Origin of the sequence: Micromonospora mirobrigensis (genome assembly GCF_900091555.1) — a bacterium.
GTDB classification, from domain to species: domain Bacteria; phylum Actinomycetota; class Actinomycetes; order Mycobacteriales; family Micromonosporaceae; genus Micromonospora; species Micromonospora mirobrigensis.
This window is the reverse complement of record NZ_FMCX01000001.1, coordinates 250482-277106: the sequence shown is the minus strand read 5'-3', so window position 1 is coordinate 277106 and position 26625 is coordinate 250482. Positions and strand designations below refer to the sequence as shown.

Sequence of the window (26625 nt, the reverse complement as noted above, 5' to 3'; positions counted from 1 at the left end):
GCCCGGTGGTCCGGTGGTCCGGTGGTCCGGTGGTCCGGTGGCCCGGTGGTCCGGTGGCCTTCGGGTTCGCGCCCCTCGCCCTGCCGACCGCTGCTGAATCGCTGGCGACATCAGCTCGAAAGGAGGCGGTGGAGGTGCCTCGCCGAGGCGTCGACCCGAGCGTAGGGGCCACGCCGACGGCGGTCGCGGGGCGGCGGACTCGGGCGCGGCGTTCTAACGTGGACGGATGGACGGCGACGAGCGGGAGCGCAACGTCGAGGTGGTCCGCCGGTACCTGCGGACCTTCGTCACCAGGGACCTGACGGAGTTGGCCGAGGTGGTCGCCGAGGACGTGCGGATCTACGGCTCCGGCCGGACCGTGCGGGGGCGGGAGTATCCCGAGGGCGCGGTCTCCTCGCCCGGGCTGACCGTGCTGGACCTGGAGGTCGTGGAGATCTTCGCGGCGGAGGACCGGGTGGTGGTGTCGATGGCGTTGACGTACCGGCGGGACGCCACCGGGGCGGTCGCCGTGCAGAGCGCCTGCAAGATGTACCGGTTGGCCGGCGGGCGGATCGTGCAGTTCTGGGGCGAGCAGGATCTCTACGGTCTGCTGCGCGGCCTGGAGCTCCTGCCGGCCGAGCTGCCCGCGTTCTGACCCGCCGGCGCGGCCGGCCGCCGGGGCGCTGGCTGCCCGCTCTCCATCGCCCGCTGCACCGCCCGGTAGATCTGGCCGAAGCGCAGCGCGTCGCCGGTGGCCAGCAGCCGGACCGGCCGCCCCTGCCAGCGGGCCCACATCTCCCACTGTCGACTGCCCCGGGCGTACGACCGGTCCAGGTGTTCGAAGAGGAAGTCGGCGACCGGGCCGACGGCGAGCCCGACCAGCACCGACGCCCCGACGATGGCGATCGTCACGGTGGCGGAACGGTGCAGCCAGAGCGCGAGCGCGACGCCCAGGGCGGCGGCCACCAGCGGGCCGGCCAGAGCGGCCCCGATCGCGCCCCGGCCGGCGAGCACCCGCCACGACCGGCTGCCCCGGCGGTGCCACACCATGCTGATCTCGGCCAGCGGGAAGGTCCGCTCGTCGACCCGGACGGCGGTGGAGGTGACCCGTACCGACCTGTCGTCGTAGAAGGTGATCATGGCTTGACTCCCGGTGGTGGGGCTGACACCACACTACGTACCCAAACGATCCGGGTCGTAAGGTTGGCACGCGACTTCGACGAGGAAGTGAGGGCAGCGTGGGCGAGTTCGTCAGGCTGGAATCCAAGGACGGTATCGGCACCATCAGGCTCGAGCGGCCGCCGATGAACGCGCTGAACAAGCAGGTCCAGGAGGAGTTGCGGGCCGCCGCGGCCGAGGCCACCGCCGACGCCGAGGTCCGGGCGGTCATCGTGTACGGCGGCGAGAAGGTCTTCGCGGCCGGCGCGGACATCAAGGAGATGGCCGACATGTCCTACGTGGACATGGCGGAGCGGGCGGCCGACCTGTCCAGCGCGCTCGGCGCGTTCACCCGGATCCCGAAGCCGGTGGTCGCCGCGATCACCGGTTACGCCCTCGGCGGCGGCTGCGAGCTGGCCCTGGCCTGCGACTGGCGGATCGTGGCCGAGGACGCCAAGCTCGGCCAGCCCGAGATCAAGCTCGGCATCATCCCGGGCGCCGGCGGCACCCAGCGGCTGGCCCGCCTGGTCGGCCCGGCCCGCGCCAAGGACCTGATCATGACCGGCCGGATGATCGACGCCCAGGAGGCGCTGCGGATCGGCCTGGCCGACCAGGTGGTCCCGGCCGCCGACGTCTACGCCGCCGCCGTGGCGTACGTGAAGCCGTTCCTGACCGGGCCGGTGCAGGCGCTGCGGGCGGCGAAGCTGGCCGTCGACGGTGGCCTCGACATGGACCTGAACTCGGGCCTGGCCTGGGAGAGCCAGCTCTTCGCGGGGCTCTTCGCCACCGACGACCGGCGCGAGGGCATGGCCGCCTTCGTCGAGAAGCGCAGGCCGGGCTTCACCGGTCGCTGAGCCGCGTTCCCGGGTCGGCGGCGGCTCGACCGTCGACCCGAGAGCGGTTCACATTCCGTCTACCGGCCAGTAGCGTGTGACTCCGGTCATGGGACGAAGGGGAGTGGCGATGACGGAACGGGTCGAGGGGCACGGCGGCCAGCTGGCGCTGGCGGCGCTGCGGGCGCACGGCGTACGCGAGATGTTCACCCTCTCCGGCGGGCACGTCTTCCCGCTCTACGACGCCGCGCACTCCGCCGGTTTCCCGATCTACGACGTCCGGCACGAGCAGTCCGCCGTCTTCGCCGCCGAGGCGGTCGCCAAGCTCCAGCGCCGGCCCGGCCTGGCCGTGCTCACCGCCGGCCCCGGTGTCACCAACGGCGTCTCCGGGCTGACCAGCGCCTTCTTCAACGCCTCCCCGGTCCTCGTGCTCGGGGGCCGGGCGCCGCAGTTCCGCTGGGGCTCGGGCAGCCTCCAGGAGATGGACCACCTGCCGCTGGTCGCCCCGGTCACCAAGCACGCCGAGACGGTGTTCAGCGCCGACGACATCCCGCGCGCGGTGACCGCCGCGCTCACCGCGGCGCTCACCCCGCACCGCGGCCCGGCGTTCCTCGACTTCCCGCTGGAGGCGGTCTTCTCGGTCGGCGACGCCGAGCTTCCCCCGGTGAACCCGGTCGCCCCGATCGAGCCCGACCTCGACGAGGTCGCCCGGGCCGCCGCGCTGGTCGCCGCCGCGCAGCGTCCGGTGATCATCGCCGGTTCCGACGTGTACGCCGGTGACGCCGTCGACGCGCTCCAGGCCGCCGCCGAGGCGTTGCAGGTGCCGGTCTTCACCAACGGCATGGGCCGCGGCTCGCTGCCGCCGGAGCACCCGCTCGCCTTCGCCAAGGCCCGCCGGGCCGCCCTCTCCGGGGCCGACGTGGTCGTGGTGATCGGCACCCCGCTGGACTTCCGGCTCAGCTTCGGTGACTTCGGCGACGCCCAGGTGGTGCACGTCGTCGACGCCCCGAGCCAGCGCGCCGGGCACGTCCAGCCCGCCGCCAGCCCCGCCGGCGACCTGCGGCTGATCCTCACCGCCTTCGCCGAGCACCCCGGCGACCGGGCCGACCACGCCGACTGGATCGCCGGCCTGCGTACCGCCGAGGACGCCGCCAGGGCGCGCGACGCCGAGGCGATGGCCGCCGAGACCGACCCGATCCGGCCGGCCCGGGTCTACGGCGAGCTGCGCAAGGTGCTCGCCCCGGACGCGATCACCATCGGCGACGGCGGCGACTTCGTCTCGTACGCCGGAAAATACCTCGAACCCGCCCAGCCCGGCACCTGGCTCGACCCCGGCCCGTACGGCTGCCTCGGCACCGGCATGGGCTACGCGATGGGTGCCCGGGTCACCCACCCCGACCGGCAGATCTGCGTGCTGATGGGTGACGGCGCGGCCGGCTTCTCGCTGATGGACGTCGAGTCCCTGGCGCGGCAGAACCTGCCCGTGGTGATCGTGGTCGGCAACAACGGCATCTGGGGTCTGGAGAAGCACCCGATGCGGGCCATGTACGGCTACGACGTGGCCGCCAACCTCCAGCCGGGGCTGCGCTACGACAAGGTGGTCGAGGCGCTGGGCGGCGCGGGCGAGACGGTCGAGAAGTCCGCCGACCTCGGCCCCGCCCTGACCCGCGCCTTCGACTCCGGGGTGCCGTACCTGGTCAACGTGCTGACCGACCCGTCCGACGCGTACCCCCGGTCGTCCAACCTGGCCTGAGCACGGCCGCCGGCCGGGGTCAGACCTCCGGCCGGTCCTGCTCGTCCTCCCGGCGCCGCAGGTCCTTCTCCCGGCGGCGCAGGTCCTCCTCCCAGCGGTTGAAGAGCTCCTCGTCCTGCCGGCGGCCGCGCTCGGCGACGGAGCGCAGGAACTCTGGGTCGTCGTCGGGGGCGACCGGCCGCCGCGCCGAGCCGGTGCCGGTCGGCCGCGCTCCCCGGGCCGGGCCCGCGTCCCGCCCGGCGACGAACCAGGCGATCGGCCCGGCCAGCGGGAGGAGCACGATCACCAGCACCCAGAGGGACCGGGGCAGCCCGCGGACGTCGCGCTTCTCCGCCGAGAGGCAGCTGATCAGCGCGAGGGCGCAGAGGACGACCTGAGCCAGGAAGAGGAGGATCACGAGCCGCACCATGGCTCAACTATGGCGCACCTTCGCCGGATCACCACAGATCACGGGCGACCAGCAGCACACCGAGCGCGGCGTAGCCGGCCGCGGCGAGCGCGCTCGCCGGGAGCGCCCAGCGTCGCACCCGGCGCGGCCCGCTCCCGGTGGCCCGCCGCCAGCCGACGGCCAGCGTGCCGCCCCAGATCAGCACCGCCGCTGCCGCCGCCCACCAGCCGGTGGCGCCCGGGCCGCCGGCCTGCCGCACGGTGAGCACGGCGACCACGGTGACCGTGAGCAGCGTGCGTCGCCAGGCCAGCCGGGTTCGTTCGGGTTGGAGCCCGGGGTCACGTACCCGTTCGGGCGGCCGGTCCGCGCTCACCGGTCCCCGAACCCGCGCAGCAGGACCGCCGCGATCAGCAGCAGCGCGCCGAGCCCGACGGTGAGGGCGAGGACGGCCGGGAAGCGGGAGGCGGGCAGCTCCTCGCCGAGCCGGATCGCCCGCTCGGTACGCGCCCAGTGGTCCACCGCCCGGACCGCCACCGCGCCGCCGAGCAGCAGCAGCGCGACGGCGATCGCCTCGCGCAGGTGGGCCAGGGGCAGCGGGGGCAGGAACTGGGCGGCGGCCAGCCCACCGGCGATCAGCGCCAGGCCGGTCCGCAGCCAGGCCAGGAAGGTCCGTTCGTTGGCCAGCGAGAAGCGGTAGTCCGGGGTGCTGCCCACCGAACGCAGCTCGCGAGGGTCGAACCACCGTCTGATCGCCGTCATCACGCCGACGATTATCCGCTTTGTGCCGCGAATAGCCTGGACGGATGACTGATCTTGACGCCCGTACCCTGCGCGACGCCTACGACAACCAGGTCCGCCCCGAGCTGCCGGACCCGCTGCCCGCCGGGGTGACGGTCGACCGGGACGGCCCGCTGTTCCGGGTCCTCGGCCTGGACCAGCGCGGCTTCCTCACCTACCGGCACCTGGGCGGGCTGGCCGGCGCCGAGCTGGACGCGCTGATCGCCCGGCAGGTGGAGTTCTTCCGGGCCCGCGGCGAGGCGGTCGAGTGGAAGCTCGCCGGTCACGACGAGCCGGCCGACCTGGCCGACCGGCTGCGGGCGGCCGGGTTCGTGCCGGAGGACCGGGAGACCGTCGTGGTCGGCCCGGTCGCCGCCCTGGCCGGCGCCGTCCCGGTCCAGCCCGAGGGGGTACGCCTGCGCGAGGTCACCGCCCGGGAGGACCTGGAGCGGATCGCGGCCATGGAGGAGGCGGTCTGGCAGGAGGACCGCAGTCACCTGGTGTACGCGCTGGCCAAGGAGATCGAGGCCGACCCGCAGTCGATCACGATCGTGGTGGCCGAGGCGGGCGACGAGGTGGTGAGCGCCGGTTGGATCCGCTACCAGCGGGGCACCGGCTTCGCCAGCCTCTGGGGTGGCTCGACCCTGCCGCAGTGGCGCCGAAAGGGCATCTACCGGGCGCTGGTGGCGTACCGGGCGCGGCTGGCCGAGCAGCGGGGGAAGACGCTGGTGCAGGTGGACTGCTCGGAGGACAGCCGGCCGATCCTGGAGCGGCTCGGTCTGGTTGGCGTCACCACGACGACCCCGTACGTCTACACTCCGTGATCATGGAGCAACGGTTGACCGACGAGGAGCGTCTGACCCTGCGGACCGGTGCGTTCGGCGCCGTCTTCCTGGTGTCGAACGCCGACCCGGGGGTGCTCGCCATGGTCAAGGAGAGCTTCGCCGCCTCGGCCGCGTTCGCCGCCTCGGCCGGGCTGGTCAAGGAGGCGCTCACCGCCGGACCGTTGCCCGAGCTGCCGACGGATTCCGCGTCGGAGGTGGAGTCGGTGGTGGTGCCCGCGCTGGAGCGGTCGCTGCGGATCCTGGCCGAGAGGTCGCCGGGGGAGGTGGCGGCCTACCGGGCGGTGGTGCTGGACGCGGCCGACCGGGTGGCGCAGGCGCACCGGGGCGTGGTGCCGGCCGAGGCGGCGGTGATCGACCGGATCAGGACGGCGCTGGCCGAGCCGGCGTGAGCGGCGGCGTGACGGCGGTAGGGCGTTCGGTCCAGAGCGCCCGCACCACCGCCCGTACGCACCGGTCCCGGATCCGGCCGCAGGCGCACCGGTAGTTCCCGGGGTGCGCGCGGTGGCGGTGCCGAGGGTCGTCGCCATCCGGCCCGGTAGAACCGCTTTGTCCCAACATGAGCCGATACCTCCCTTTGTCACCAGCGTACCGGCTCGGTGGGGTGAGGTGAGCTGTGTCACTCTGAGTGCCCGGGGAGGCGATGCTACTGGCAGGTAACATTGCCCTCGTGGGCAACTGCACAGCAGCCCGCGGTTGACCGAGCGTTCAGTCACGCGGGAGGCTGCGCCCGTGACCGGGCGAGTGATCGCTACACCAAACAGGAGGGTCGTCGAAGCGCGATGAACATCGTCGTACTCGTCAAGCAGGTGCCCGATTCGGGCGCGGACCGCAACCTGCGTTCTGACGACAACACCGTCGACCGCGGTTCGGCGAACAACGTCATCAACGAGATGGACGAGTACGCCATCGAAGAGGCGTTGAAGATCAAGGAGGCGCACGGCGGCGAGGTCACCGTCCTGACCATGGGTCCGGACCGGGCGACCGAGTCGATCCGCAAGGCGCTCTCGATGGGCCCGGACAAGGCCGTGCACGTCGTCGACGACGCCCTGCACGGGTCGTGCGCCGTGGCCACCTCGAAGGTGCTCGCCGCCGCCCTCGGTCAGCTCAACGCCGACCTGGTGATCTGTGGCGCCGAGTCGACCGACGGCCGGGTCCAGGTCATGCCGCACATGATCGCCGAGCGGCTGGGCGTGGCCGCCCTGACCGGCGCGCGCAAGCTCACCGTCGACGGCTCCACGCTGACCGTCGAGCGGCAGACCGAGGAGGGCTACGAGGTGGTCACCGCCTCGACCCCGGCCGTGGTCTCCGTCTGGGACACCATCAACGAGCCGCGCTACCCGTCCTTCAAGGGCATCATGGCCGCCAAGAAGAAGCCGGTGCAGACGCTCTCCCTGGGTGACCTGGGCGTCGCCCCGACCGAGGTGGGCCTCGACGGCGCGACCAGCGCCGTGCTGGAGCACACCAAGCGCCCGCCGCGCTCCGGCGGCGCCAAGATCACCGACGAGGGCGAGGGCGGCGTCAAGCTGGTCGAGTTCCTCGCCACCGAGAAGTTCGTGTGAGAGGTCTGGACATGTCTGAGGTTCTCGTCGTCGTCGAAGCCACCCGGGAATTCGGCGTCAAGAAGGTCACCCTGGAGATGCTCACCCTCGCCCGCGAGCTGGGCACGCCGAGCGCGGTCGTGCTCGGTGGCCCCGGCGCCGCCGAGGCGCTGAGCGCCAAGCTGGGCGAGTACGGCGCGGAGAAGATCTACGCCGCCGAGAGCGAGGAGATCGACGGCTACCTGGTGGCCCCGAAGGCCACCGTGCTGGCCGAGCTGGTCAAGCGGGTGCAGCCGGCCGCCGTGCTGCTGGCCTCCGCCCAGGAGGGCAAGGAGATCGCCGCCCGCCTCGCGGTCAAGCTGGACAACGGCATCCTGACCGACATCGTCGGCCTGGCCGCCGACGGCACCGCCACCCAGGTGGCCTTCGCCGGCTCCACCATCGTCAAGTCCAAGGTCACCAAGGGCCTGCCGCTGGTCACCGTCCGGCCCAACTCGGTCAACCCGACCCCGGCCGCCGCCACCCCGGCGGTGGAGCAGCTCACCGTGTCGGTCACCGACACCGACAAGCTGGCCAAGGTCGTCGACCGGGTCGCCGAGCAGAAGGGCTCCCGCCCCGAGCTCACCGAGGCCGGGATCGTCGTCTCCGGCGGTCGCGGTGTCGGCAACGCCGACAACTTCAAGCTGGTCGAGGAGATCGCCGACCTGCTCGGTGGCGCCGTCGGCGCGTCCCGCGCGGCGGTCGACTCCGGCTACTACCCGCACCAGTTCCAGGTGGGCCAGACCGGCAAGACCGTCTCCCCGCAGCTCTACGTGGCGCTGGGCATCTCCGGCGCGATCCAGCACCGGGCCGGCATGCAGACCTCGAAGACGATCGTCGCCGTGAACAAGGACGGCGAGGCGCCGATCTTCGAGCTGGCCGACTTCGGCGTGGTGGGCGACCTGTTCAAGATCGTCCCGCAGGCCGCCGAGGAGATCCGCAAGCGCAAGTGAGCCCGCGTCGGGGCGTCGCCGCGCGGCGACGCCCCGACGAACACGACAGAGCCGCCGTCCGGTGATCCGGGCGGCGGCTCTGTCGTTGCTCGCACGTTGCGGGTGCGAAGGGAGCTGATCGGCGGGCCGGGGAGCTGAGCCGGCCCGCCGATCAGCCCGTCAGGGTGCCCCTCAGCAAACTGTCGCCGGAGTGGGCGGGCTTGTTGTCGTACTGCTCGGCGGAGACGTCGACAACTGAGTATGCCTGAAGATCGACGTTCGGTGGTAACGGGAGCAGGGCGTCGTCGGAGCGGTTGTGCAGCACGCCGACCGGGAACATCTCCATGTTCTTCGGGTTGATCAGCCAGACCTGGTAATACCCCGGAACGGCCGGGAGATTCGCCACGTGCAGGTGCAGCCGGCCGTCGGTGAGGATCCGGGCGTCACCGTTGGCGTCCCTGGGCGTCGTGCCGAACGCGGCCAGCGGGGCGCTGGCCACCACGTCCTGCCGTGACGTCGGCTGCGGGGTCGGGCGGGAGCCGTCGAGCACGGCGACCGTGCCGGCGATCGCGATCGCCGCGGCGGCCACCGAGGTCAGCGCGGTCGTCGCCCAGGCGGGCCGGCGCCGCGACCGGCGGGACCGCCGCGCGGAACCGGGGGCCCGCAGCGGGCTGGCCGACGGGTGCGTGCCCGGCCTGGTGCCCAGGCCGATCCCGCCGCCGGTGGGCTCGTCGGCGCCGGCCGTCCCGGGCCGGGTCGTGCCGACGGTGCCGGCCGTCCCGGTGATCCCGGCCGTGCCGGTGAGGCCGTTCGAGCCCGCCGTGCCGGTCGGGTCGATGGTGCCGTCGAGGGACTCCGGGGACCGGCGCGCCTCGGTCAGCGACGGCAGGCTCCCCGCGGCCTCGATCTCCGCGACGATGTTGCGCCAGAGGTGCTCCGGCGGGTCGGGCAGGTCGGCCAGGCCCTGGGTGTCGGCGCCCAGGCCGGCGACGTGCCGCAGGCCCGCCAGCTCGTCGCGGCACTGCGCGCAGGTGTCCAGGTGGCCGGTCTCGCCGTGGTCCGCGTCGCTCTCACCGAGCGCCAGAAAGACCAGCCGCTCGTGGTCCAGGTGCTGCACCGTCCACCTCCCATCTGCGTTTCAAGCTCGCCATGCCGCGCCGGATGTGACTCTTCACGGTGCCCAGCGGCACCCCGGTCACGGCCGATATCTGTTGGTGTGTCAGGTCGTCGTAGAAGGCCAGCTCCAGCATCCGGCGTTGGTCCTCCGGGAGCCGGGCCAGCTCGTCGGCGACCACCAGGCGGTCGACCACGGCGTCCGGGTCCGGGCCCGTGGAGACCGGCTCGGGCAGCTGCCGGACCGTCTCCACCACCCGGGTCTCCCGGGCCGAGGCGCGGATCCGGTCGATCACCTTGCGCCGGCCGATCCCGAGCAGCCACCCGATCAGGGATCCCTTGTCGGGATCGAAGGTGTCCCGCCCGAGCCAGGCCGCCACGAAGGTGGCCTGGGTGACGTCCTCCGCGTCGCTGCGGTTGACAAGTGTGCTGGTGGCCAGGTGGAGCACCGCGCGGCCGTACCGGTCGTACGCCTCGCGCAGCGCCGTTTCGTCGCCGGCCCGGAACCGCTGGGCCAGATCGTCGTCCGTCGGCGGCGGATCAGGTTCCTGCCGTACCGCCGTCACCGGGCGGCTCGCCTTCCGTGGGGCATGCCCGACTGTAACGCTCACAGCCCCCGCCCCTCTTCCCCGCCCACCGTGTCGACACGTTGCTCACCCTGCTCTTCGTCGCCGGACCCCGATCCGGATGCGGTCGAAGAAAAGAAAAAGAAATCCGTCCGGGGCGCATCCGAGGGTCCACGAGCCGGCGTAACCCGTTCTGCAAGCCAGGCCTGACGAATCAGCAGTTATCACCAGGAGGCACACATGCAGCTCACCAACTTCCGTCGGGTCGCCGCGGGTGGCGCGGCCGCCGCGCTCACCTTCGCCGGTGTCGCCGCGGCCACCGCCACTCCCGCCTTCGCCGCCTCGTCCAAGGTCTCCGTCGTGCACGGCATCCCGGACACCCCGGTCGACGTCTACGTCAACGGCAAGAAGACGCTGAACAACTTCAAGCCCGGCACGGTGGCCGGCCCGCTGACCCTCCCCGAGGGCGAGTACGACATCGCGCTGACCAAGCCGGGCGAGGCGATCGACAAGGCGATCCTCAAGGTCGACGACGCCGAGGTGCCGGGCGGGGCGAACATCAGCCTCGCCGCCCACCTGAGCGCGGACGGCAAGCCGGAGATCACCCCGTTCGTCAACGACACCAGCAAGGTCGGCGCGGGCAAGGCCCGGCTGATCGTCCGGCACACCGCCGCCGCCCCGGCGGTGGACGTGCGGGCCGGCGGCAAGCCCGTCTTCGAGAACCTCACCAACCCGAAGGAGGCCAAGGCCGACGTCGACGCCGGCATGGTCAAGGCGGACGTGGTGCTCGCCGGCACCGACACCGTCGCGATCGGCCCGGCCGACCTCGACCTGAAGGAGGGCACCGCCACCATCGTCTACGCGATCGGCTCCGCCAAGGACAAGAACCTGGGCGTCGTCGCGCAGACCATCACCGGCCTGCACTCGGCCCCGCACGGCGTGCCGAGCGGCACCGGCGGCCAGGCCGGCACCGGTGTGGACGCCTGGTGGTACGCGCTGGCCGGCGCCGGCGTGCTGCTGCTGGTCGGCGGCGGGGCGCGGGTGGCCACCGCCCGCACCGGACGCAAGTGACGATGCGCAACCGCGGGGCGCTGGCGGCGATGGCCGCCGGCGCCGCCGCGCTGACCGTGGCGACCGTCGTGGCCTGCGGGTCGGGCCCGGCGGAGAACGTGGGCGCCGACGAGGTGACCGCCCTGGCCAGCGCCACCGGCACGCCGGCGCCCAGCGCCTCCGCGACGACGTCCGGTGCGGGGACGTCGTCCGTGCCGGTCAGCGAGGGCACCCTGCCCTCGGGCGGTGACACCGTCCCACCGACCCGGCTCGCCATCCCGGCGATCGGTGTCACGGCCACGGTCCGGCCGGTCGGGGTCAACCCGCGGACCAACGAGTTCGAGGTGCCGCCCAGCGTCGACGTCATCGGCTGGTACCGGTACGGCCCCGGGCTGGAGGCCGACGCCGGCTCGGTGGTGATCGCCGGGCACGTGGACAGCGCCGACCAGGGCAAGGGGGCGTTCTTCCGGCTCCGTGAGCTGGACCGCGGGGACACCCTCACCGCCACCGGCGCCGACGGGAAGCCGCGGGCGTACCGGGTGGTGGCCCGGGAGGAGTACGTCAAGTCCAAGATCCCGTTGGACAAGTACTTCGCCCGGGACGGCAAACCGCGGATCACCCTGATCACCTGTGGTGGCCCGTTCGACCCGGCCACCCGGCACTACCGCGACAACATCGTGGTGACGGCGGTGCCGGCCTGAGCCGCCCCGAGGTGACCCCCGGACGCGGATGCCCTCCGGCGTCCGGGGGGTCCCGCCCCGGTCAGTACGCTGAACCCTGATGGCATACCTGGATCACGCGGCGACGACTCCGATGCTCGACGAGGCACTGGAGGCGTACGTCGCCACGTCGCGCGAGGTCGGCAACGCGTCGTCCCTGCACGCGGCCGGCCGGCGGGCCCGCCGGCGGGTGGAGGAGTCCCGCGAGCGGGTGGCCGCCGCGCTGGGCGCCCGCCCCTCCGAGGTGATCTTCACCGGCGGTGGCACGGAGAGCGACAACCTCGCCGTCAAGGGCATCTTCTGGGCCCGGCGGAGCGCCGACCCGGGCCGGCGGCGGGTGGTCTCCAGCGCCGTCGAGCACCACGCCGTCCTCGACGCGGTGGACTGGCTGGTCGGCCACGAGGGCGCCGAGGTGGGCTGGCTGCCGGTGGACGCCGCCGGCCGGCTCGACCCGGAGGCGCTGCGGGCGGAGCTCGCCGCGCACCGCGACGACGTGGCGGTGGTCACCGCGATGTGGGCGAACAACGAGGTCGGCACGGTGCAACCGGTCACCGCGCTGGCGGCGGTCGCCGCCGAGCACGGGGTGCCGTTCCACACCGACGCGATCCAGGCCGTCGGTCAGGTCCCGGTCGACTTCGCCGCCAGCGGCGTGTCGGCGCTCACCGTCACCGGGCACAAGCTCGGCGGGCCGACCGGCGTCGGCGCGCTGCTGCTCGGTCGGGAGGTGGCGGCCACACCGCTGCTGCACGGCGGCGGCCAGGAGCGCGACGTCCGCTCCGGCACGCTGGACACCGCCGGCATCGTGGCCTTCGCCGTGGCGGTGGAGGCGGTGGTCAAGGGCCAACAGGAATACTCCGCCCGGGTGGCCGCCCTCCGCGACGACCTGGTGCGCCGGGTCCGGGAGGCGGTGCCCGAGGTGGTCTTCAACGGCGACCCGGTCGACCGGCTGCCCGGTAACGCCCACTTCTCCTTCCCCGGTTGCGAGGGGGACGCGCTGCTGCTCCTGCTCGACGCCCAGGGGATCGCCTGCTCCACCGGCTCGGCCTGCTCGGCCGGGGTGGCCCAGCCGTCGCACGTGCTGCTGGCCATGGCCGCCGACGACGACCGGGCCCGCTCGTCGCTGCGCTTCTCGCTCGGCCACACCAGCACCCCCGCCGACGTGGACGCCCTCATCGCCGCCCTCCCGGCCGCGGTCGACCGGGCCCGCCGCGCCGCCGCCCTGCGTACCCCCCGCTAGGCCGACCTGCCGCGCCCGCTCCGATCGGCGACCCGGCTCAGCTGCCGGCGGCGCCGTCGCGGGCCGGGCGCCTGTCGTGCCACGGCCGCGCCCGCTCGAACTGCGCGGCCACGTTGAGGACGAGCGCGTCGGCGTGTAGGCCGCCGCCGATCTGGAGCCCCACCGGCAGGCCCGATCCGGTGAACCCGGCCGGCACCGTGATGGCGGGGGTGGCGAGCATGTTGTACGGGTAGGTCAGCAGCCAGCCGAGGATGCGGCGTTGCAGTGACTGCCCCAGCAGGTCGTCGGGGCAGAACTGCCCTACCGGGAAGGGCAGCCGCGCCAGCGTCGGGCTGAGCAGGACGTCGAAGCGCCGCATGAACGTGGCGTACTGGTCCCACATGAGGCCGCGCGCGGCGTCGGCGCGACCGAACTGCGCGACCGGCAGCTCCCCGGCCTGCCGCATGAGTTCGATGAAACCGTCGTCGACCTGGCCGTGGAGCGACTCCCAGTCGGCCAGGTCGACCTCGCACGCGAACCCGGGCACCCAGACGCTCTCCCACATGGCCTGCTCCGGGTCCGCCCAACCCGGGTCGGCCTCCTCGACGACGGCGCCGAGGTCGGTGAACGCCCGCACCGCGCGCTCGCAGACCGCGACGATCTCCGGATCGACGTCGGCGTAGCCGAGGTCGGGGGACCAGGCCACCCGCAGCCCCTCGATCGGTCGATCGAGGGCGTCCACGAACCGGCCCGGGCGGTCGGGCAGGGACAGCGGGTCGCTGGCGTCCTCGCCGGCGATGACGTCCAGCATGAGAGCGGCATCGGTGACCGTCCGGGCGATCGGCCCGTGGAAGCACCAGGTGGCGTATCTCGACGGCAGCAACGTCTGCGGCGCCCGGCCGAGGGACGGCTTGAACCCGACCACCCCGTTGAAGGCCGACGGGATCCGTACCGACCCGGCGCCGTCGGCGCCCTCGGCGATCGGGGTGAGCCCCGACGCCACCGCCGCCGCGGAACCGCCGCTGGACCCGCCCGGCGACAGGCCCTGTCGCCACGCGTTGTGGGTCGGACCGTACAGGTGGTTGTCCGTCCCGCCGTAGTAGCCGCCCTCCGGCGCGTTGGTCTTGCCGAGGAACAGTCCGCCCGCCTGCCGCATCCGGGTGACCACCGCGGCGTCGACCTCGCCCACCCGGTCGCGGAAGGGCGGCATGCCCGAGTTGTACGGCAGTCCCTTCATCGACGTCAGCAGCTTGATCGCGTACGGCACGCCGTGCAGCGGGCCGAGCTGCTCGCCCCGGGCGACCGCGTCGGTGAGCTGCCTCGCGTCCGACCTGATCTGCTCCGGATCGTGGTGCACGAACGCGTTGAGGTCGGGGTCGACCCGGTCGATGCGGTCGATGAACGCCTCGGCGATCTCGCTGGGCGACACGTCCCTGGCCCGTACCATCGCCGACAGCTCCACCGCGGGCTTCCAGCACAGCTCCTCGGCCTCGCCGGCGGCCCTGCTCGCGTTCGTCACCGGGAACCTCCGTCCGAGCGGATCGGGCCGGTCACGCGTACGCGAGCAGGAAGTCGACAGTGGCCGTGCCGATGGGCAGGCCGGCCGGGTTCGGCAGGGCGAGCTGGCTGTTCAGGACGTAGAACCCGCCGCTACCGACCAGCCGGGGGGTCACCGCCAGGATCTGGTCACCCATCGCCGCCCCGGTCGGCCGCACCACCTGGTCGCGCAGGAGCGTGAAGAGGTTCATGTTGAGGGTCGCGACGCGCAGCACCCGGTACGTCCGGTAGGGGGAGACCGCCGGCGAGGCCGACACGCCCAGGATCGGGACGAACTGGTTGCGCCATCGGGACGGGTTGTTGGTGATCGTGCTGTCGTACTGGTTGAGCTGCGTCTGGATGCCCGAGTGGATGCCGGCCAGGTGGATGTGGAGCTGGTCCTGCTGCCGGGCGGCGACCGAGTTGATCCCCAGGCCGATGGTCGGGTACACCACATGTCCCGGTTGCCCTGCCTGAGCGTTGTTCCACGCGTCCAGCCAGTAGTTCGGCGCGGCCGTGGTGGCGATCCACGGGCACTCGATGCCCTTGACCCGGCAGGTGGGGAGCAGCAGGTAGTTGTGGGTGTTGGTGGGAGCGCCGCGCAACACGACGTAGGTGGAGGTCATCGTCAGGCAGTCGACGAACGGCGGTGAGGGCCTGGCGCCCGTGCAGACCTGCACCCGCTCCCACAGTTCGTTCCCGGCTCCGCTGTCGCTCGGATTGCCGCACAGCCCGGAGGGGGTCGGGCAGGACGGTGGACCGCCGGGGGCGCCGAGGTCCGGCGGTGGAACGTCGGGGGCTGGCCCGCCGTCGTCCGGCCCGCCGTCGGCCAGTGCCCGGCCCGCCCCCATCAGGCCCAGGAGTCCGGCGCCGGCCGCCCCGGAGAGCCGAACGAAGTGCCGTCTGTCGACCTTGCTCATCCCGTTGTCGCCCAATCTCCGCAGGTGATCCGATGAGACGCGTTCCAGGTGCCCGAGGGCCGGCAAAACGCGAATGTGAGCCACGAACATGTGCAGACTAGGACAAATCGGCAGACCCGTGACGAGGTGGTCGAAGGCGATCCCCTGATCGTGTCGTCGCCGGGCCCCCCGCCGCCGGGAGGGTGGCTCCCGACGCCCAGGGGTGCGCGGGCAGGGCGTGACCGGCCGGGGTGGATAGGCTTGGGCAGGGCGTGAAGGGGGTGTGGTCGTGAGGGTTCTGGCGGCGATGTCGGGCGGGGTGGACTCCGCGGTGGCTGCGGCGCGTGCGGTGGAGGCCGGGCACGACGTGACCGGCGTGCACCTGGCGCTGGCCCGCAACCCGCAGACCTACCGCACCGGCGCCCGGGGCTGCTGCACCCTGGAGGACTCCCGGGACGCCCGCCGGGCCGCCGACGTGATCGGCATCCCGTTCTACGTCTGGGACATGGCCGACCGGTTCCACTCCGACGTCGTGGACGACTTCGTCGCCGAGTACGCGGCCGGTCGTACGCCCAATCCCTGCCTGCGCTGCAACGAGAAGATCAAGTTCGCCGCGGTGCTGGACCGGGCGGTCGCCCTGGGCTTCGACGCCGTGGTCACCGGCCACCACGCCCGGCTCGGCGCCGACGGCCTGCTGCGGCGCAGCGTCGACCTGCCCAAGGACCAGTCCTACGTGCTGGCGGTGCTGACCCGCGGGCAGCTGGACCGGTCGATCTTCCCGCTCGGCGACTCCACCAAGGCCGAGGTCCGCGCGGAGGCCGCCCGGCGCGGCCTGGCCGTGGCCGACAAGCCCGACTCGCACGACATCTGCTTCATCGCCGACGGGGACACCCGGGGCTTCCTCGCCCAGCGGCTCGGCGAGGCGCCCGGCGACGTGGTCGACGCGCTCACCGGCGCCGTCGTCGGCAGCCACGCCGGCGCCTACGCCTACACCGTCGGCCAGCGGCGCGGTCTGCACCTGGACCGGCCCGCCCCGGACGGCCGGCCCCGCTACGTGCTCTCCATCACCCCGAAGACCAACACCGTGACCGTCGGCCCCGCCGAGGCGCTGGAGGTCTCCTCGGTACGCGCGCAGCGCCCGGTCTGGACCGGCGGCGAGCGCCCGACCGCGCCGGTCGAGTGCGAGGTGCAGCTGCGGGCGCACGGCGACGTGGTCCCGGCGACCGTGGAGCTCTCCGCGGACGGGCTCGGCGCGCGGCTGCGCCGACCGGTGCGCGGGGTGGCGGCCGGCCAGGCGATCGTGGCGTACCGGCCCGACCCGGCCGGTGACGTGGTCCTCGGCTCCGCCACCATCACCGGCTGACCGGCCCGCCCCGGGGCGGCTACCCTTCGGCCGTGACTGATCACTCCTGGCCCTGGCCCACCGGCGCGGCGACCGGCATCGGTTCGCTGCCCGGCACCGACATCGCCGAGGCGCAGCGGATCGTCCTCGGCGAACTGCCCGCCCTGCCGCACCTGCCCGAGCTGCCCGCCCGAGGTCCCGGCGCCGACATGATCGGCCGCACCGGCGGGCTGCTGGTGGAGCTGCCGGTCGAGCTGTACGCGGCCCGCTGGCGGATCGCCCCCCGCCCCGGCCGGGACCTCCGCCGGGCCCGGGACCTGCTGGAACGCGACCTGGACCAGCTCGCCGAGCAGGCCGAGGAGTACACCGGACCGGTGAAGATCCAGGCCGCCGGGCCGTTCACCATGGCCGCGGCGGTCGAGCTGCCGATCGGCGGCCGGCTGTTGCGCGACCCCGGGGCGGTGCGGGACCTGGCCGGCTCGCTCGCCGACGGGCTGCGCGCCCACGTCGAGGCGGTCACCCGCCGGCTGCCCCGCGCGTCGGTGCTGCTCCAGCTGGACGAGCCGGCGCTGCCGACGGTGCTCGCCGGCCGGGTGCCCACCGAGAGCGGACTCGGCACCTACCGGCCCGTCGACGCGGAGGTGGCCCGCGCCCTGATCGGCTCCGTGATCACCGCCGCCGGGGTGCCGACCGTGGTGCACTGCTGCGCGCCGGACGTGCCGCTGGAGCTGCTCCGCTCCGCCGGGGCGGTGGGCGTCGCACTCGACCTGAGCCTGGTCAGGGACCTCGATCCGCTCGGCGAGGCGCTGGACGCCGGGCTCGGGCTGCTCGCCGGGGCTGTGCCCACGCTCACCCCGCCGCCGGCTCGCCCGCCCACCTCGGCCGAGGTCGCCGACCGGGTACGCCGGGTCTGGGACCGCCTCGGCTTCCCGCGCCGCCGCCTGCCCGAGCAGGTGGTGGTCACCCCCGCCTGCGGCCTGGCCGGGGTCACCCCGGCGTACGCCCGGGCGGTGCTGGCCGCCTGTCGGGACGCCGGCCGGCGGCTCGCCGAGCAGTGATCGACCGGTTTTCCTGTCGTACCTTGTGGGCACGATGGCGGGCATGGTGGGAAAACTGCGTTCAGTGGTGATCGACACTCCGGATCCGCGCGGCCTGGCGGCCTTCTACGGCCAGCTGCTCGGGCTGCCGTTGGTCGAGGACAACTCCGACGGTGACGACTGGGTGGTGCTCGGCGGCCCGCCCGGGCACCTGCCGCGGATCGCCTTCCAGAAGGCGCTCGACCTGCGACCGCCGGCCTGGCCGGACCCGCAGCGGCCGCAACAGTTCCACATCGACGTCACCGTCGACGACATCGAGGCCGCCGAGAAGCAGGCGCTGGAGCTGGGCGCGCGGCGGCTGCCCGGCGAGGGGGAGGGCTTCCGGGTCTACGCCGACCCGTCGGGGCACCCGTTCTGTCTCTGCTGGGACTGACCGGCGCCGGCGGTCGGGCGGGGAGTTGACCGCGCCGGGCATCATCACGGGCGTGATCGACTCCTCGCCGCGCCGGGCCGCCGGCTCGCTCTTCGGGCTCGCCTACGGAGACGCGCTGGGCAAGCCCACCGAGTTCCTGACCGTCGCCGAGATCGTCCGCCGGTACGGCCCGACGGGTCCCCGGGAGCTGGTCGGGCAGCCCGCCCTGGTCACCGACGACACCCAGATGGCGCTGGCGGTTGCCTGGGCGCTGCACGACGCGCCGGAGCACACGCCGGAGGCCGTCGAGCCGCTGCTGCGGCGGCGCTTCCTGGACTGGTCGGTCAGCCCGGACAACAACCGCGCGCCGGGCATGACCTGCCTGCGGGCCTGCGCGGAGCTGGACCGCGGGCTGCCCTGGCAGGAGGCGACGGTGGCCGGTTCCAAGGGCTGCGGGGCCAACATGCGGGTCACCCCGGTCGGCCTGCTCGACGTCGACCTGGACACGCTGGCCGGGCTGGCCCAGCTCCAGGCCGGGCTGACCCACGGCCACCCGACCGGGCTGGCGGCCAGCGAGCTGACCGCGTACGCGGTGCGGCTGCTGCGCGACGGCGCGGCACCGGCCGACCTGCCCGCCGCCCTCGCCGACCGGGCGCGGGAGCAGCGCCGGGTCTACCGGGGTGAGTGGCTCGGCGACCTGTGGCAGCGGCCCGGCGGGTCGACGCCGCAGGAGTTCATCGCCCGGGGCTGGGACGAGTGCCTCGACGCGTTGGCCCGGCTCGACGTCGCCCTGGCCGCCCCGGACGACGGCGGCGACCCGTGCCGGCTCACCGGGGAGGGGTGGATCGCGGAGGAGGCGCTGGCCACCGCGCTGCTCTGCGCCCTGCGCCACCCGGACGACCCGGTGGGCGCGCTGGCCCGGGGCGCCACCACGGCCGGCGACTCGGACTCGATCGCCGCACTGGCCGGCGCCTTCGTCGGCGCCGCCCACGGCATGTCGGCCTGGCCCGCCGGGTGGGCCACCCGGATCGAGTACGCCGACCAGCTCGCCACCCTGGCCGCCGCCCGGGACTGACCGGGCGCGGTGGGTCAGGAGGCCAGGTGGGGCAGCTTGCGGACCTGACGCCAGAGCGTCGGGTCGCAGGTGCCGGCCCGGTCGGCGAAGGCGGCGGCGTTCACCCGGATGGGTTCGCTCACGTCCAGGAAGCTGTCGTGGTCGGCGCCGGCGTCCCAGCTCCGGGTGGGGATCCGGACGTGGTCGTCGCGGTCGCTCTTGTCCTGGCTGGTGATCTTGAGAACGTCGGCGCCGCTCCGGTCCGCCCGCAGCACCAGACACGGCCGCACCTTGGAGCCGGTGCCGTCCTCGTACGGCACGTCGGCCCACCAGATCTCGCCCGCCCGCGGGGTCTGACCGGTGCGTTCCGCCGGCTCGGCGTCCCGGGGGCGCGGCGGTGTGCCCTGACGACCCGGCCCGCGCGACGGCCGGTCCGGCCGGCGGGTGGTCGCGGGGCCCGTGCCGCCCCGCCCGGCCCGGTGCCGCCAGCTGTTCCACGCCCAACCGGCGGCGACCGCCAGAACGATCGCCAGCGCCCAGGGCAGCCACTCGGGCATGCGTACTCCCCGCCTGTCGTGGGTGGCACGGGCCGCCACCGCCCGGCGATCCTCGCACGCCCGCGGCCCGGTCGCCCGGCGGGCGCGGCGGGTGGGCCCGCCGGTTGTCCCACCCGACCGATACGGTGCTCCGGTAGCGTGATCACGGAGGTTGCGGTGTCCGAAGAAGCCATCCCCCAGCAGGTCAGCCCCGCGCAGGAGGCGGCGGCGGGCGCCGAGCCGACCCCGCAGGCGCGGGAGCGGCACGCCTCCCTCAGCCAGGAGCTGACCGAACACCAGTACCGCTACTACGTCCTCGACGCGCCGACCATCGCCGACGCCGAGTTCGACAGGCTGCTGCGCGAGCTGGAGGCGCTGGAGACGGAGTTCCCGGCGCTGCGCACCCCGGACTCACCGACCCAGCGGGTCGGCGGCACCTTCTCCACCGACTTCACCCCGGTCACCCACGCCGAGCGGATGCTCTCGCTGGACAACGCCTTCGCCGACGAGGAGCTGGCCGCCTGGGCCGAGCGGGTCGAGCGGGACGCCGGGGGCCCGGTGCCCTACCTGTGCGAGCTCAAGGTCGACGGGCTGGCGATCAACCTCACCTACGACAAGGGCCGGCTGGTCCGGGCCGCGACCCGGGGTGACGGCCGCACCGGCGAGGACGTCACCGCCAACGTCCGCAGCATCCGGGACGTGCCGGCGAAGCTGACCGGCACCGCCGAGTTCCCCGACGTGCCGGAGCTCCTCGAGGTGCGCGGCGAGATCTACTTCCCGGTGGCCGCCTTCGCCGACCTCAACGCCGGCCTGGTCGAGCAGGGCAGGGCGCCCTTCGCCAACCCGCGCAACGCCGCCGCCGGCAGCCTGCGGCAGAAGGACCCGCGGGTCACCGCCTCCCGGCCGTTGCGCCTGGTGGTGCACGGCATCGGTGCCCGCCGCGGCTTCCAGCCCAAGGCCCAGTCGCAGTCGTACGCGGCGCTGCAGGCGTGGGGGCTGCCGACCAGCGACCGGGTGCGGGTGGTGCCCGACCTGGCCGGGGTCGCCGACTACATCGCCTACTACGCCCAGCACCGGCACGACGTCGAGCACGAGATCGACGGTGTGGTGGTCAAGGTCGACCCGGTCGCCATCCAGGGCCGGCTCGGCTCGACCAGCCGGGCGCCCCGCTGGGCGATCGCCTTCAAATACCCCCCGGAGGAGGTGACCACCAAGCTGCTCGACATCGACGTCAACGTCGGGCGGACCGGCCGGGTCACCCCGTTCGCCGTCCTCGAACCGGTCCGGGTGGCCGGCTCCACGGTCGCCCTGGCCACCCTGCACAACGCCCGTGAGGTCGAGCGCAAGGGGGTGCTGATCGGCGACACGGTGGTGCTGCGCAAGGCCGGCGACGTGATCCCCGAGGTGCTCGGCCCGGTGGTCGACCTGCGGCCCGCCGACGCCCGCCCGTTCGTCATGCCGACCACCTGCCCGGCCTGCGGCACCCCGCTCGCCCCGGCCAAGTCCGGCGACATCGACATCCGCTGCCCCAACTCGCGCAGCTGTCCCGCGCAGCTGCGCGAGCGGGTGTTCCACCTGGCCGGCCGGGGCGCCTTCGACATCGAGGTGCTGGGCTACAAGGGCGCCGCGGCGCTGCTCGACGCCCAGATCATCCAGGACGAGGGTGACCTGTTCGGCCTCACCGCCGAGCAGCTCGCCGCCTCGCCGTTCTTCGTCAACAAGGACGGCACGCTGGGCAGCAACGCCACCAAGCTGCTGGACAACCTGGCCGTGGCCCGGGAACGCGACCTGTGGCGGGTGCTGGTGGCGCTCTCCGTCCGGCACGTCGGCCCGACCGCCGCGCAGGCGCTCGCCCGACACTTCCGCTCGATGGACGCGATCGAGGCGGCCGGCGAGGAGGAGCTCTCCTCGGTGGACGGTGTCGGCCCGACCATCGCCGCCAGCATCAAGGAGTGGTTCGCCGTCGACTGGCACCGCGAGGTGGTCGAGAAGTGGCGGCGGGCCGGCGTACGGATGGCCGAGGAGGCGGTCGACGAGGGGCCCCGGCCTTTGGAGGGGGTGACGGTCGTGGTGACCGGCACGCTCGCCGGCTTCTCCCGGGACCAGGCCGCCGAGGCGATCCAGAGCCGGGGCGGCAAGGTCAGCGGCTCGGTCTCCAAGAAGACCGGCTTCGTGGTGGTGGGGGACAACCCGGGTTCCAAGGCCGAGAAGGCGGCCACCCTCAAGGTGCCGGTGCTCGACGAGGACGGCTTCCGGGTGCTCCTCGACGCCGGTCCCGACGCGGCCCGCGAGGTGGCCACCGTCGAGGGTTGACCGTCCCGGGCGGACCGGCCGCGTATACCAACTTAATTACGACTACGACCGATTCGTGACTGTCGCATCGGAAAATCACCCGCACAGGGCGTTTCATTGGGGCACGGCGGGTGACCATCCCGCCGGGGCCCCGTGGAGCGGGAGGTGCGATGGAGGCCGGCGACCCCCGAAACTTCGTGCCGCCCGGTCGGGCCCGGCCGTTCTTCGGGTTCGTGACCGGGGTCCTCGCGCTGGCCGTGCTGGTCTCCGCCGGTCCGCTGGCCGGCCTGCCCGGCCGCCTCGACGACCTGCCCGCGGCGTTCTGGACGATGGCGGCGCTCGCCGTCGCCTGTGACGCCCGTCCGTTCGTGCCGCCCGGCCGGCGGGAGTCCTCGGCGGTCTTCCCGTCCACCTGCTTCACCTTCGCCATCCTGCTCGGCTGGGGGCTTGGTCCCGCGGTGGCGGTGCAGGCCGTGGCCGTCGCCGTCTCCGGTTGGCGGATGCGGCACGCCGCCTGGCGCACGATCTTCAACGGCGCCCAGTACGCCGTCGCGCTCGGCGCGGCGTACGCGGTCACCCGGCTCGGTTCCGGCGGCCTCTTCGACGGCGGCCGCCTGCACTGGACGGACGTCGCGGTGGTCGGCGGCGCCACCCTCGCCTGGTTCGCCGCCAACTACGGCCTGGTCAGCACCGCGGTGCGGCTGCGCTTCGGCGAGCGGTGGTGGCCCGGAGTCCGGCAGGGCCTGCCCTACGAGCTGCTCTCCACCGGCTCGCTGCTGCTGCTCGCCCCGGTGCTGGTGACCGCCGCCCGGGCCAGCGCGGTGCTGATCCCGCTGGTGCTGGTGCCGCTCTTCGCCGTCTACCGGATGGCCCGGCTCTCCGCCGAGCAGGAGGAGCTGGCGTCGCTGGACCCGCTCACCGGCCTGCCGAACCGCAAGGCGCTGCTGGCCGAGGTGGCCGAGCAGGTGCACCTGCACGCCGAGCGGGAGGCGCGCGGCGACCCCGACGGGCACCTGGCGCTGCTGCTGATCGACCTGGACCGGTTCAAGCACGTCAACGACGCCCTCGGGCACGCCGTCGGGGACCGGCTGCTGGTCGAGGTGAGCGCCCGGTTGGCCGCCGTGGTGGGCCCCGGCGACCTGGTGGCCCGGCTCGGCGGCGACGAGTTCGCCATCGTCGGCACCCGGCTCTCCGGCGCCGACCAGGCCCGCGAGCTGGCCGAGCGGGCGGTCCGGGCGCTGGTCGAGCCGGTGGAGCTGGACGGCCTCCCGCTGGACGTCGGCGGGTCGATCGGGATCGCGGTCTTCCCCGAGCACGGCGAGGACTACGCCACCCTCATGCGCCACGCCGACGTGGCGATGTACGACGCCAAGCACCGCAACGACACCGTCGCCGTCTACGCCGCCGAGTCCGACCACAACTCGGCGGAGCGGCTGGCGCTCCTGGCCGACCTGCGCCGGGTGCTGGAGGCCGGCCCGCTGGCCGGCGGCTCGGCGCACGGTGACCTGACCCACCCGGTCGCCGGTGCGCAGCCGCCGGCCGGGGTGCGCGGCTCGGACGGCGCGGCCCTGCCCGCCGGCCCGGCCCCGTTGCCGGCCGCCCGCCGACCGGTGGGCCGGCGGTGGGGCCGCCGCCGCCGGGACCCGGCCGAGCTGGCCGGCTCCGACGAACTGATCAACCGGATCGTCACCGGGGCCGACCCGATCCGCCGCCGGGCACAGTCGCCGGCGGACCCGGCCGAGCCGGGCGGACCGGGCCGGCCGGCGGACCCTCCGCCCGCCGCCGACGGTCAACCGCCGCATCCCGGCCCGGCCTGGACCGGCGAGCCCGAACGGCAGCCGGACCCGACGGGCGCGGGCGTGATCACGATGTACTACCAGCCGCAGATCGCCATCGCCACCGGCGAGGTGGTCGGGGTGGAGGCGCTGCTGCGCTGGCGGCACCCCAAGCGGGGCATGGTCGACCCCGGCGAGCTGATCCAGGTCGCCGAGCAGAGCGCGGTGATGCGCCTGCTCACCCGCCGGGTGGTCGACGACGTGGTCGAGCAGTTGGCCAAGTGGCAGGCCGCCGGCACCGACCTGCGGGCCGCGCTCAACGTCAGCGTCCGGGACCTGCACACCGGCGAGGTGGCCGAGCAGATCGCCGACCGGCTGACCCGCTTCGGCGTACGCCCGGACCGGCTCCAGGTGGAGATCACCGAGGGCGCGCTGATGGCCGACCCGCGCCGGGTGCTGGCCACCATCTCCCAGCTGCACCGGATCGGGGTGGGCATCGCCCTGGACGACTTCGGCACCGGATATTCCTCCCTCCAGCACCTGCGCCGGCTGCCGCTGTCGGAGGTGAAGGTGGACCGCTCGTTCGTGCTGGGCATGACCGAGGACGCCGACGACGCGGCGATCGTCCGGTCGATGATCGAGCTGGCCGGCGCGCTGGGGCTGCGGGTGGTCGCCGAGGGCGTGGAGGACGAACGCACCTGGCGGCTGCTGCACGCCGCCGGCTGCGACGTGGCGCAGGGCTGGTTCTACGCCCGGCCGATGCCGGCGCAGGAGCTGACCGGGTGGCTGGCCCGCTACCGCCCGGTGCGCCCCACGGTGACCGCCGACGGCGACCGGCAGCGCCGCCCCGCCCGCTGACGCCCCGACGGGCCCCACCTGCCCGGGCGGACGGGGGGAGTCGGAGGCGTCGGCGTGAGCGCAGGACAATAGACTCGCTCCGGTCACCGCGCGTCATCGCCCGACCCGCCGCGCCGGTGCTCCCGGGCGGCCGGTCGCCGACCGGGGTGACCGAGGACCCAGCAGGACAGCCACGAAGGGGGCACCGATGGCCGCCATCTCCCGCGAGGAGGTCGCGCACCTCGCGCGACTGTCGCGGCTCGCCGTCACCGAGGAGGAGCTGGACACCTTCGCCGGCCAGCTCGACGTGATCCTCCAGGCGGTCGCGCAGGTCGGCGAGGTCGCCGCGGCGGACATCCCGCCGACCTCCCACTCCGTACCGCTGACCAACGTGCTGCGGGAGGACGTGGTGGTGCCGGGGCTGACCCCGCAGGAGGCCCTGTCGGGTGCGCCCGACGCCGAGGAGCAGCGGTTCCGCGTCCCGCGGATCCTGGACGAGGATGTGGCGTCATGAGTGAGCTGATCAGGAAGACCGCGACCGAGATCGCCGGTCTCGTCGCCAGTGGCGAGACCTCCGCGGTCGAGGTCACCCGGGCCCACCTGGACCGGATCACCGAGGTCGACGACCGGGTGCGGGCGTTCCTGCACGTCGACACCGAGGGGGCGCTGGCCGCCGCCCGGGCCGTCGACGAGCGCCGGGCCGCCGGTGAGCCGCTCGGCCCGCTGGCCGGCGTGCCGGTCGCGGTCAAGGACGTGCTCACCACCAGGGGCGTGCCGACCACCGTCGGGTCGAAGATCCTCGAGGGCTGGCGCCCGCCGTACGACGCGACGATCGTGTCTCGGTTGCGCGAGGCCGGCACGGTGATGCTCGGCAAGACCAACATGGACGAGTTCGCGATGGGCTCCTCCACCGAATACTCCGCGTACGGCGCCACCCACAACCCGTGGGACCTGGGCCGGATCCCGGGTGGCTCGGGCGGTGGCAGCGCGGCGGCGCTGGCCGCGTACGAGGCGCCGCTGGCGATCGGTTCGGACACCGGCGGCTCGATCCGCCAGCCCGGCGCGGTGACCGGCACCGTCGGCGCGAAGCCCACCTACGGCGGCACCTCCCGGTACGGCCTGGTGGCGTTCTCCTCGTCGCTGGACACCCCCGGTCCGTGCGCGCGTACGGTGCTCGACGCCGCGCTGCTGCACCAGGTGATCGGCGGGCACGACCCGCGCGACTCCACCTCCATCCCGGCGCCGGTGCCGGACGTGGTGGCCGCGGCGAAGCTGGGCGCCACCGGCGACCTGACCGGTGTGCGGCTGGGCGTGGTCAAGGAGTTCTCCGGCGAGGGCGCCGAGCCGGGCGTGCTGGCCGCGTTCCGCGAGGCGGTGGAGACGCTGACCAAGCTGGGCGCCGAGATCGTCGAGGTCTCCTGCCCGAACTTCTCCTACGCGCTGCCGGCGTACTACCTCATCGCCCCGAGCGAGTGCTCGTCCAACCTGGCCCGCTTCGACGGGGTGCGGTTCGGCCTGCGCGAGGGCGACGACGGGAACCGGTCGCTGGAGGAGGTCATGTCGCTGACCCGCGACGTGGGCTTCGGCCCCGAGGTCAAGCGGCGGATCATGCTCGGCACGTACGCGCTCTCCTCGGGCTACTACGACGCCTACTACGGGCAGGCGCAGAAGGTCCGGACCCTGATCACCCGGGACTTCACCGCCGCGTTCGAGCGGGTCGACGCGCTGATCTCGCCGACCACCCCGTTCGTGGCGTTCGAGATGGGCGCGCGCACCTCGGACCCGTACCAGATGTATCTGGCGGACCTGTTCACCATCCCCACCAACCTGTACGGCGGCCCGGGCATCTCGGTGCCGTGCGGGCTGGCCGACGGGCTGCCGGTGGGGCTGCAGGTGATGGCCCCGACGATGGCCGACGACCGGATGTACCGGGTGGCGGCCGCGCTGGAGTCGGCGGTGGGCACGCTCACCCCGCCCGCGCTGTAACCCCCGCGAGCCG

At 74.0% G+C, this 26625-nt stretch carries 27 protein-coding genes; 18 read left to right on the top strand and 9 right to left on the bottom strand.

What is annotated here, in order from left to right; all coding sequences use genetic code 11:
* Window positions 1–226: 226 nt before the first annotated feature.
* A complete protein-coding gene (locus tag GA0070564_RS01275) occupies window positions 227–634 on the top strand; it encodes a nuclear transport factor 2 family protein (RefSeq protein ID WP_091601320.1) in 408 nt (135 codons plus the stop codon).
* Here GA0070564_RS01275 and GA0070564_RS01270 read toward each other — a convergent pair.
* Window positions 580–1119, bottom strand: coding sequence for a DUF6232 family protein (locus GA0070564_RS01270; RefSeq protein ID WP_091601318.1), 540 nt, complete (start codon window positions 1117–1119; stop codon window positions 580–582). The genes GA0070564_RS01275 and GA0070564_RS01270 overlap by 55 nt on opposite strands.
* A gap of 98 nt (window positions 1120–1217) precedes the next feature.
* Between GA0070564_RS01270 and GA0070564_RS01265 the strand changes: the two genes are divergently transcribed.
* Both GA0070564_RS01265 and GA0070564_RS01260 read left to right on the top strand, forming a co-directional pair.
* The gene (locus GA0070564_RS01265; RefSeq protein ID WP_091601316.1) at window positions 1218–1991 is read left to right on the top strand and encodes an enoyl-CoA hydratase-related protein; all 774 of its coding nucleotides are present in this window, start codon (window positions 1218–1220) and stop codon (window positions 1989–1991) included.
* Window positions 1992–2100: 109 nt separating this feature from the next.
* Window positions 2101–3723 carry an acetolactate synthase gene (locus GA0070564_RS01260; RefSeq protein ID WP_091604336.1) on the top strand — a complete coding sequence of 541 codons (1623 nt, stop codon included), beginning with the start codon at window positions 2101–2103 and terminating at the stop codon, window positions 3721–3723.
* Window positions 3724–3742: 19 nt separating this feature from the next.
* Here GA0070564_RS01260 and GA0070564_RS01255 read toward each other — a convergent pair whose 3' ends face one another.
* Genes GA0070564_RS01255 through GA0070564_RS01245 form a run of 3 tightly spaced genes read right to left on the bottom strand, consistent with a single transcriptional unit; the run spans window position 3743 to window position 4870 of the window.
* A complete protein-coding gene (locus GA0070564_RS01255) occupies window positions 3743–4132 on the bottom strand; it encodes a PLD nuclease N-terminal domain-containing protein (protein ID WP_091601314.1) in 390 nt (129 codons plus the stop codon).
* Window positions 4133–4160: 28 nt separating this feature from the next.
* Entirely contained in the window at window positions 4161–4484 is a 324-nt protein-coding gene (locus GA0070564_RS01250; protein ID WP_091601312.1) for a DUF202 domain-containing protein, read from the bottom strand.
* Window positions 4481–4870 (bottom strand): YidH family protein, encoded by a 390-nt coding sequence (locus tag GA0070564_RS01245; RefSeq protein WP_425412395.1) that lies wholly within the window; start codon window positions 4868–4870, stop codon window positions 4481–4483. The genes GA0070564_RS01250 and GA0070564_RS01245 overlap by 4 nt, the downstream gene beginning before the upstream one ends.
* Window positions 4871–4914: 44 nt before the next feature.
* Between GA0070564_RS01245 and GA0070564_RS01240 the strand changes: the two genes are divergently transcribed.
* From GA0070564_RS01240 to GA0070564_RS01225, 4 genes are all read left to right on the top strand, one after another.
* Window positions 4915–5712 (top strand): GNAT family N-acetyltransferase, encoded by a 798-nt coding sequence (locus GA0070564_RS01240; protein WP_091601308.1) that lies wholly within the window; start codon window positions 4915–4917, stop codon window positions 5710–5712.
* 2 nt (window positions 5713–5714) lie between these two features.
* Window positions 5715–6122, top strand: coding sequence for a hypothetical protein (locus GA0070564_RS01235; RefSeq protein ID WP_091601306.1), 408 nt, complete (start codon window positions 5715–5717; stop codon window positions 6120–6122).
* A 390-nt stretch (window positions 6123–6512) separates the two neighbouring features.
* Window positions 6513–7292, top strand: coding sequence for an electron transfer flavoprotein subunit beta/FixA family protein (locus tag GA0070564_RS01230; RefSeq protein WP_088970154.1), 780 nt, complete (start codon window positions 6513–6515; stop codon window positions 7290–7292).
* Window positions 7293–7303: 11 nt separating this feature from the next.
* Window positions 7304–8263 (top strand): electron transfer flavoprotein subunit alpha/FixB family protein, encoded by a 960-nt coding sequence (locus tag GA0070564_RS01225; protein WP_091601304.1) that lies wholly within the window; start codon window positions 7304–7306, stop codon window positions 8261–8263.
* A gap of 151 nt (window positions 8264–8414) precedes the next feature.
* On the opposite strand, the gene GA0070564_RS01220 is transcribed toward GA0070564_RS01225, so the two are convergent.
* Entirely contained in the window at window positions 8415–9359 is a 945-nt protein-coding gene (locus GA0070564_RS01220) for an anti-sigma factor (protein WP_091601302.1), read from the bottom strand.
* Window positions 9313–9921 carry an RNA polymerase sigma factor gene (locus GA0070564_RS01215; RefSeq protein WP_091601299.1) on the bottom strand — a complete coding sequence of 203 codons (609 nt, stop codon included), beginning with the start codon at window positions 9919–9921 and terminating at the stop codon, window positions 9313–9315. Before GA0070564_RS01215 ends, GA0070564_RS01220 begins: the two co-directional genes overlap by 47 nt.
* Window positions 9922–10161: 240 nt before the next feature.
* Here GA0070564_RS01215 and GA0070564_RS01210 point away from each other — a divergent pair, with 240 nt between their 5' ends.
* The 3 genes from GA0070564_RS01210 to GA0070564_RS01200 all read left to right on the top strand — a co-directional run bounded on the left by GA0070564_RS01210 (window position 10162) and on the right by GA0070564_RS01200 (window position 12927).
* Window positions 10162–10992, top strand: coding sequence for a DUF4397 domain-containing protein (locus GA0070564_RS01210; protein ID WP_091601297.1), 831 nt, complete (start codon window positions 10162–10164; stop codon window positions 10990–10992).
* Window positions 10989–11672 (top strand): class F sortase, encoded by a 684-nt coding sequence (locus GA0070564_RS01205; protein ID WP_091601295.1) that lies wholly within the window; start codon window positions 10989–10991, stop codon window positions 11670–11672. Before GA0070564_RS01210 ends, GA0070564_RS01205 begins: the two co-directional genes overlap by 4 nt.
* 79 nt (window positions 11673–11751) lie before the next feature.
* A complete protein-coding gene (locus tag GA0070564_RS01200) occupies window positions 11752–12927 on the top strand; it encodes a cysteine desulfurase family protein (RefSeq protein WP_091601292.1) in 1176 nt (391 codons plus the stop codon).
* A 37-nt stretch (window positions 12928–12964) separates the two neighbouring features.
* Here GA0070564_RS01200 and GA0070564_RS01195 read toward each other — a convergent pair whose 3' ends face one another.
* Window positions 12965–14425, bottom strand: a complete 1461-nt coding sequence (locus tag GA0070564_RS01195) for an amidase (RefSeq protein ID WP_218104865.1) — start codon at window positions 14423–14425, stop codon at window positions 12965–12967.
* 31 nt (window positions 14426–14456) lie between these two features.
* Window positions 14457–15362 (bottom strand): CDP-diacylglycerol diphosphatase, encoded by a 906-nt coding sequence (locus tag GA0070564_RS01190; protein ID WP_091601290.1) that lies wholly within the window; start codon window positions 15360–15362, stop codon window positions 14457–14459.
* Between the two features lie 268 nt (window positions 15363–15630).
* On the opposite strand from GA0070564_RS01190, the gene mnmA reads away from it, so the two are divergent.
* The 4 genes from mnmA to GA0070564_RS01170 are packed head-to-tail and all read left to right on the top strand — an operon-like array spanning window position 15631 to window position 19207.
* The gene (gene mnmA, locus GA0070564_RS01185; protein ID WP_091604330.1) at window positions 15631–16704 is read left to right on the top strand and encodes a tRNA 2-thiouridine(34) synthase MnmA; all 1074 of its coding nucleotides are present in this window, start codon (window positions 15631–15633) and stop codon (window positions 16702–16704) included.
* A gap of 32 nt (window positions 16705–16736) precedes the next feature.
* Window positions 16737–17741, top strand: coding sequence for a methionine synthase (locus GA0070564_RS01180; RefSeq protein ID WP_091601288.1), 1005 nt, complete (start codon window positions 16737–16739; stop codon window positions 17739–17741).
* 43 nt (window positions 17742–17784) lie between these two features.
* Entirely contained in the window at window positions 17785–18153 is a 369-nt protein-coding gene (locus tag GA0070564_RS01175; RefSeq protein WP_176730519.1) for a VOC family protein, read from the top strand.
* Between the two features lie 52 nt (window positions 18154–18205).
* A complete protein-coding gene (locus tag GA0070564_RS01170; protein WP_091604324.1) occupies window positions 18206–19207 on the top strand; it encodes an ADP-ribosylglycohydrolase family protein in 1002 nt (333 codons plus the stop codon).
* A 14-nt stretch (window positions 19208–19221) separates the two neighbouring features.
* Here the strand turns inward: GA0070564_RS01170 and GA0070564_RS01165 are convergent, their stop codons facing one another.
* A complete protein-coding gene (locus GA0070564_RS01165; RefSeq protein ID WP_091601286.1) occupies window positions 19222–19743 on the bottom strand; it encodes a type II toxin-antitoxin system PemK/MazF family toxin in 522 nt (173 codons plus the stop codon).
* Window positions 19744–19899: 156 nt separating this feature from the next.
* Between GA0070564_RS01165 and ligA the strand changes: the two genes are divergently transcribed.
* The 4 genes from ligA to gatA all read left to right on the top strand — a co-directional run bounded on the left by ligA (window position 19900) and on the right by gatA (window position 26612).
* Entirely contained in the window at window positions 19900–22035 is a 2136-nt protein-coding gene (gene ligA / locus GA0070564_RS01160; RefSeq protein WP_091604321.1) for an NAD-dependent DNA ligase LigA, read from the top strand.
* Window positions 22036–22184: 149 nt separating this feature from the next.
* Window positions 22185–24647, top strand: a complete 2463-nt coding sequence (locus tag GA0070564_RS01155) for a putative bifunctional diguanylate cyclase/phosphodiesterase (protein ID WP_091601284.1) — start codon at window positions 22185–22187, stop codon at window positions 24645–24647.
* A 187-nt stretch (window positions 24648–24834) separates the two neighbouring features.
* Complete coding sequence (gene gatC / locus GA0070564_RS01150) at window positions 24835–25140, top strand: Asp-tRNA(Asn)/Glu-tRNA(Gln) amidotransferase subunit GatC (RefSeq protein ID WP_088970168.1); 306 nt, start codon at window positions 24835–24837, stop codon at window positions 25138–25140.
* The gene (gene gatA / locus GA0070564_RS01145) at window positions 25137–26612 is read left to right on the top strand and encodes an Asp-tRNA(Asn)/Glu-tRNA(Gln) amidotransferase subunit GatA (protein WP_091601282.1); all 1476 of its coding nucleotides are present in this window, start codon (window positions 25137–25139) and stop codon (window positions 26610–26612) included. The genes gatC and gatA overlap by 4 nt, the downstream gene beginning before the upstream one ends.
* The last annotated feature ends 13 nt before the right edge of the window (window positions 26613–26625 follow it).

Bases quoted from the DNA above. Each gene is read 5' to 3' on its own strand.
- GA0070564_RS01245 (WP_425412395.1), bottom strand. From the start codon at position 4,870: ATGACGGCGATCAGACGGTGGTTCGACCCTCGCGAGCTGCGTTCGGTG.
- gatC (WP_088970168.1), top strand. From the start codon at position 24,835: ATGGCCGCCATCTCCCGCGAGGAGGTCGCGCACCTCGCGCGACTGTCG.
- GA0070564_RS01240 (WP_091601308.1), top strand. From the start codon at position 4,915: ATGACTGATCTTGACGCCCGTACCCTGCGCGACGCCTACGACAACCAG.
- GA0070564_RS01270 (WP_091601318.1), bottom strand. From the start codon at position 1,119: ATGATCACCTTCTACGACGACAGGTCGGTACGGGTCACCTCCACCGCC.
- GA0070564_RS01165 (WP_091601286.1), bottom strand. From the start codon at position 19,743: ATGCCCGAGTGGCTGCCCTGGGCGCTGGCGATCGTTCTGGCGGTCGCC.
- GA0070564_RS01230 (WP_088970154.1), top strand. From the start codon at position 6,513: ATGAACATCGTCGTACTCGTCAAGCAGGTGCCCGATTCGGGCGCGGAC.
- GA0070564_RS01225 (WP_091601304.1), top strand. From the start codon at position 7,304: ATGTCTGAGGTTCTCGTCGTCGTCGAAGCCACCCGGGAATTCGGCGTC.
- GA0070564_RS01190 (WP_091601290.1), bottom strand. From the start codon at position 15,362: ATGAGCAAGGTCGACAGACGGCACTTCGTTCGGCTCTCCGGGGCGGCC.
- GA0070564_RS01200 (WP_091601292.1), top strand. From the start codon at position 11,752: ATGGCATACCTGGATCACGCGGCGACGACTCCGATGCTCGACGAGGCA.
- GA0070564_RS01235 (WP_091601306.1), top strand. From the start codon at position 5,715: ATGGAGCAACGGTTGACCGACGAGGAGCGTCTGACCCTGCGGACCGGT.
- GA0070564_RS01210 (WP_091601297.1), top strand. From the start codon at position 10,162: ATGCAGCTCACCAACTTCCGTCGGGTCGCCGCGGGTGGCGCGGCCGCC.
- GA0070564_RS01255 (WP_091601314.1), bottom strand. From the start codon at position 4,132: ATGGTGCGGCTCGTGATCCTCCTCTTCCTGGCTCAGGTCGTCCTCTGC.
- GA0070564_RS01260 (WP_091604336.1), top strand. From the start codon at position 2,101: ATGACGGAACGGGTCGAGGGGCACGGCGGCCAGCTGGCGCTGGCGGCG.
- GA0070564_RS01155 (WP_091601284.1), top strand. From the start codon at position 22,185: ATGGAGGCCGGCGACCCCCGAAACTTCGTGCCGCCCGGTCGGGCCCGG.
- gatA (WP_091601282.1), top strand. From the start codon at position 25,137: ATGAGTGAGCTGATCAGGAAGACCGCGACCGAGATCGCCGGTCTCGTC.
- GA0070564_RS01175 (WP_176730519.1), top strand. From the start codon at position 17,785: ATGGTGGGAAAACTGCGTTCAGTGGTGATCGACACTCCGGATCCGCGC.
- GA0070564_RS01275 (WP_091601320.1), top strand. From the start codon at position 227: ATGGACGGCGACGAGCGGGAGCGCAACGTCGAGGTGGTCCGCCGGTAC.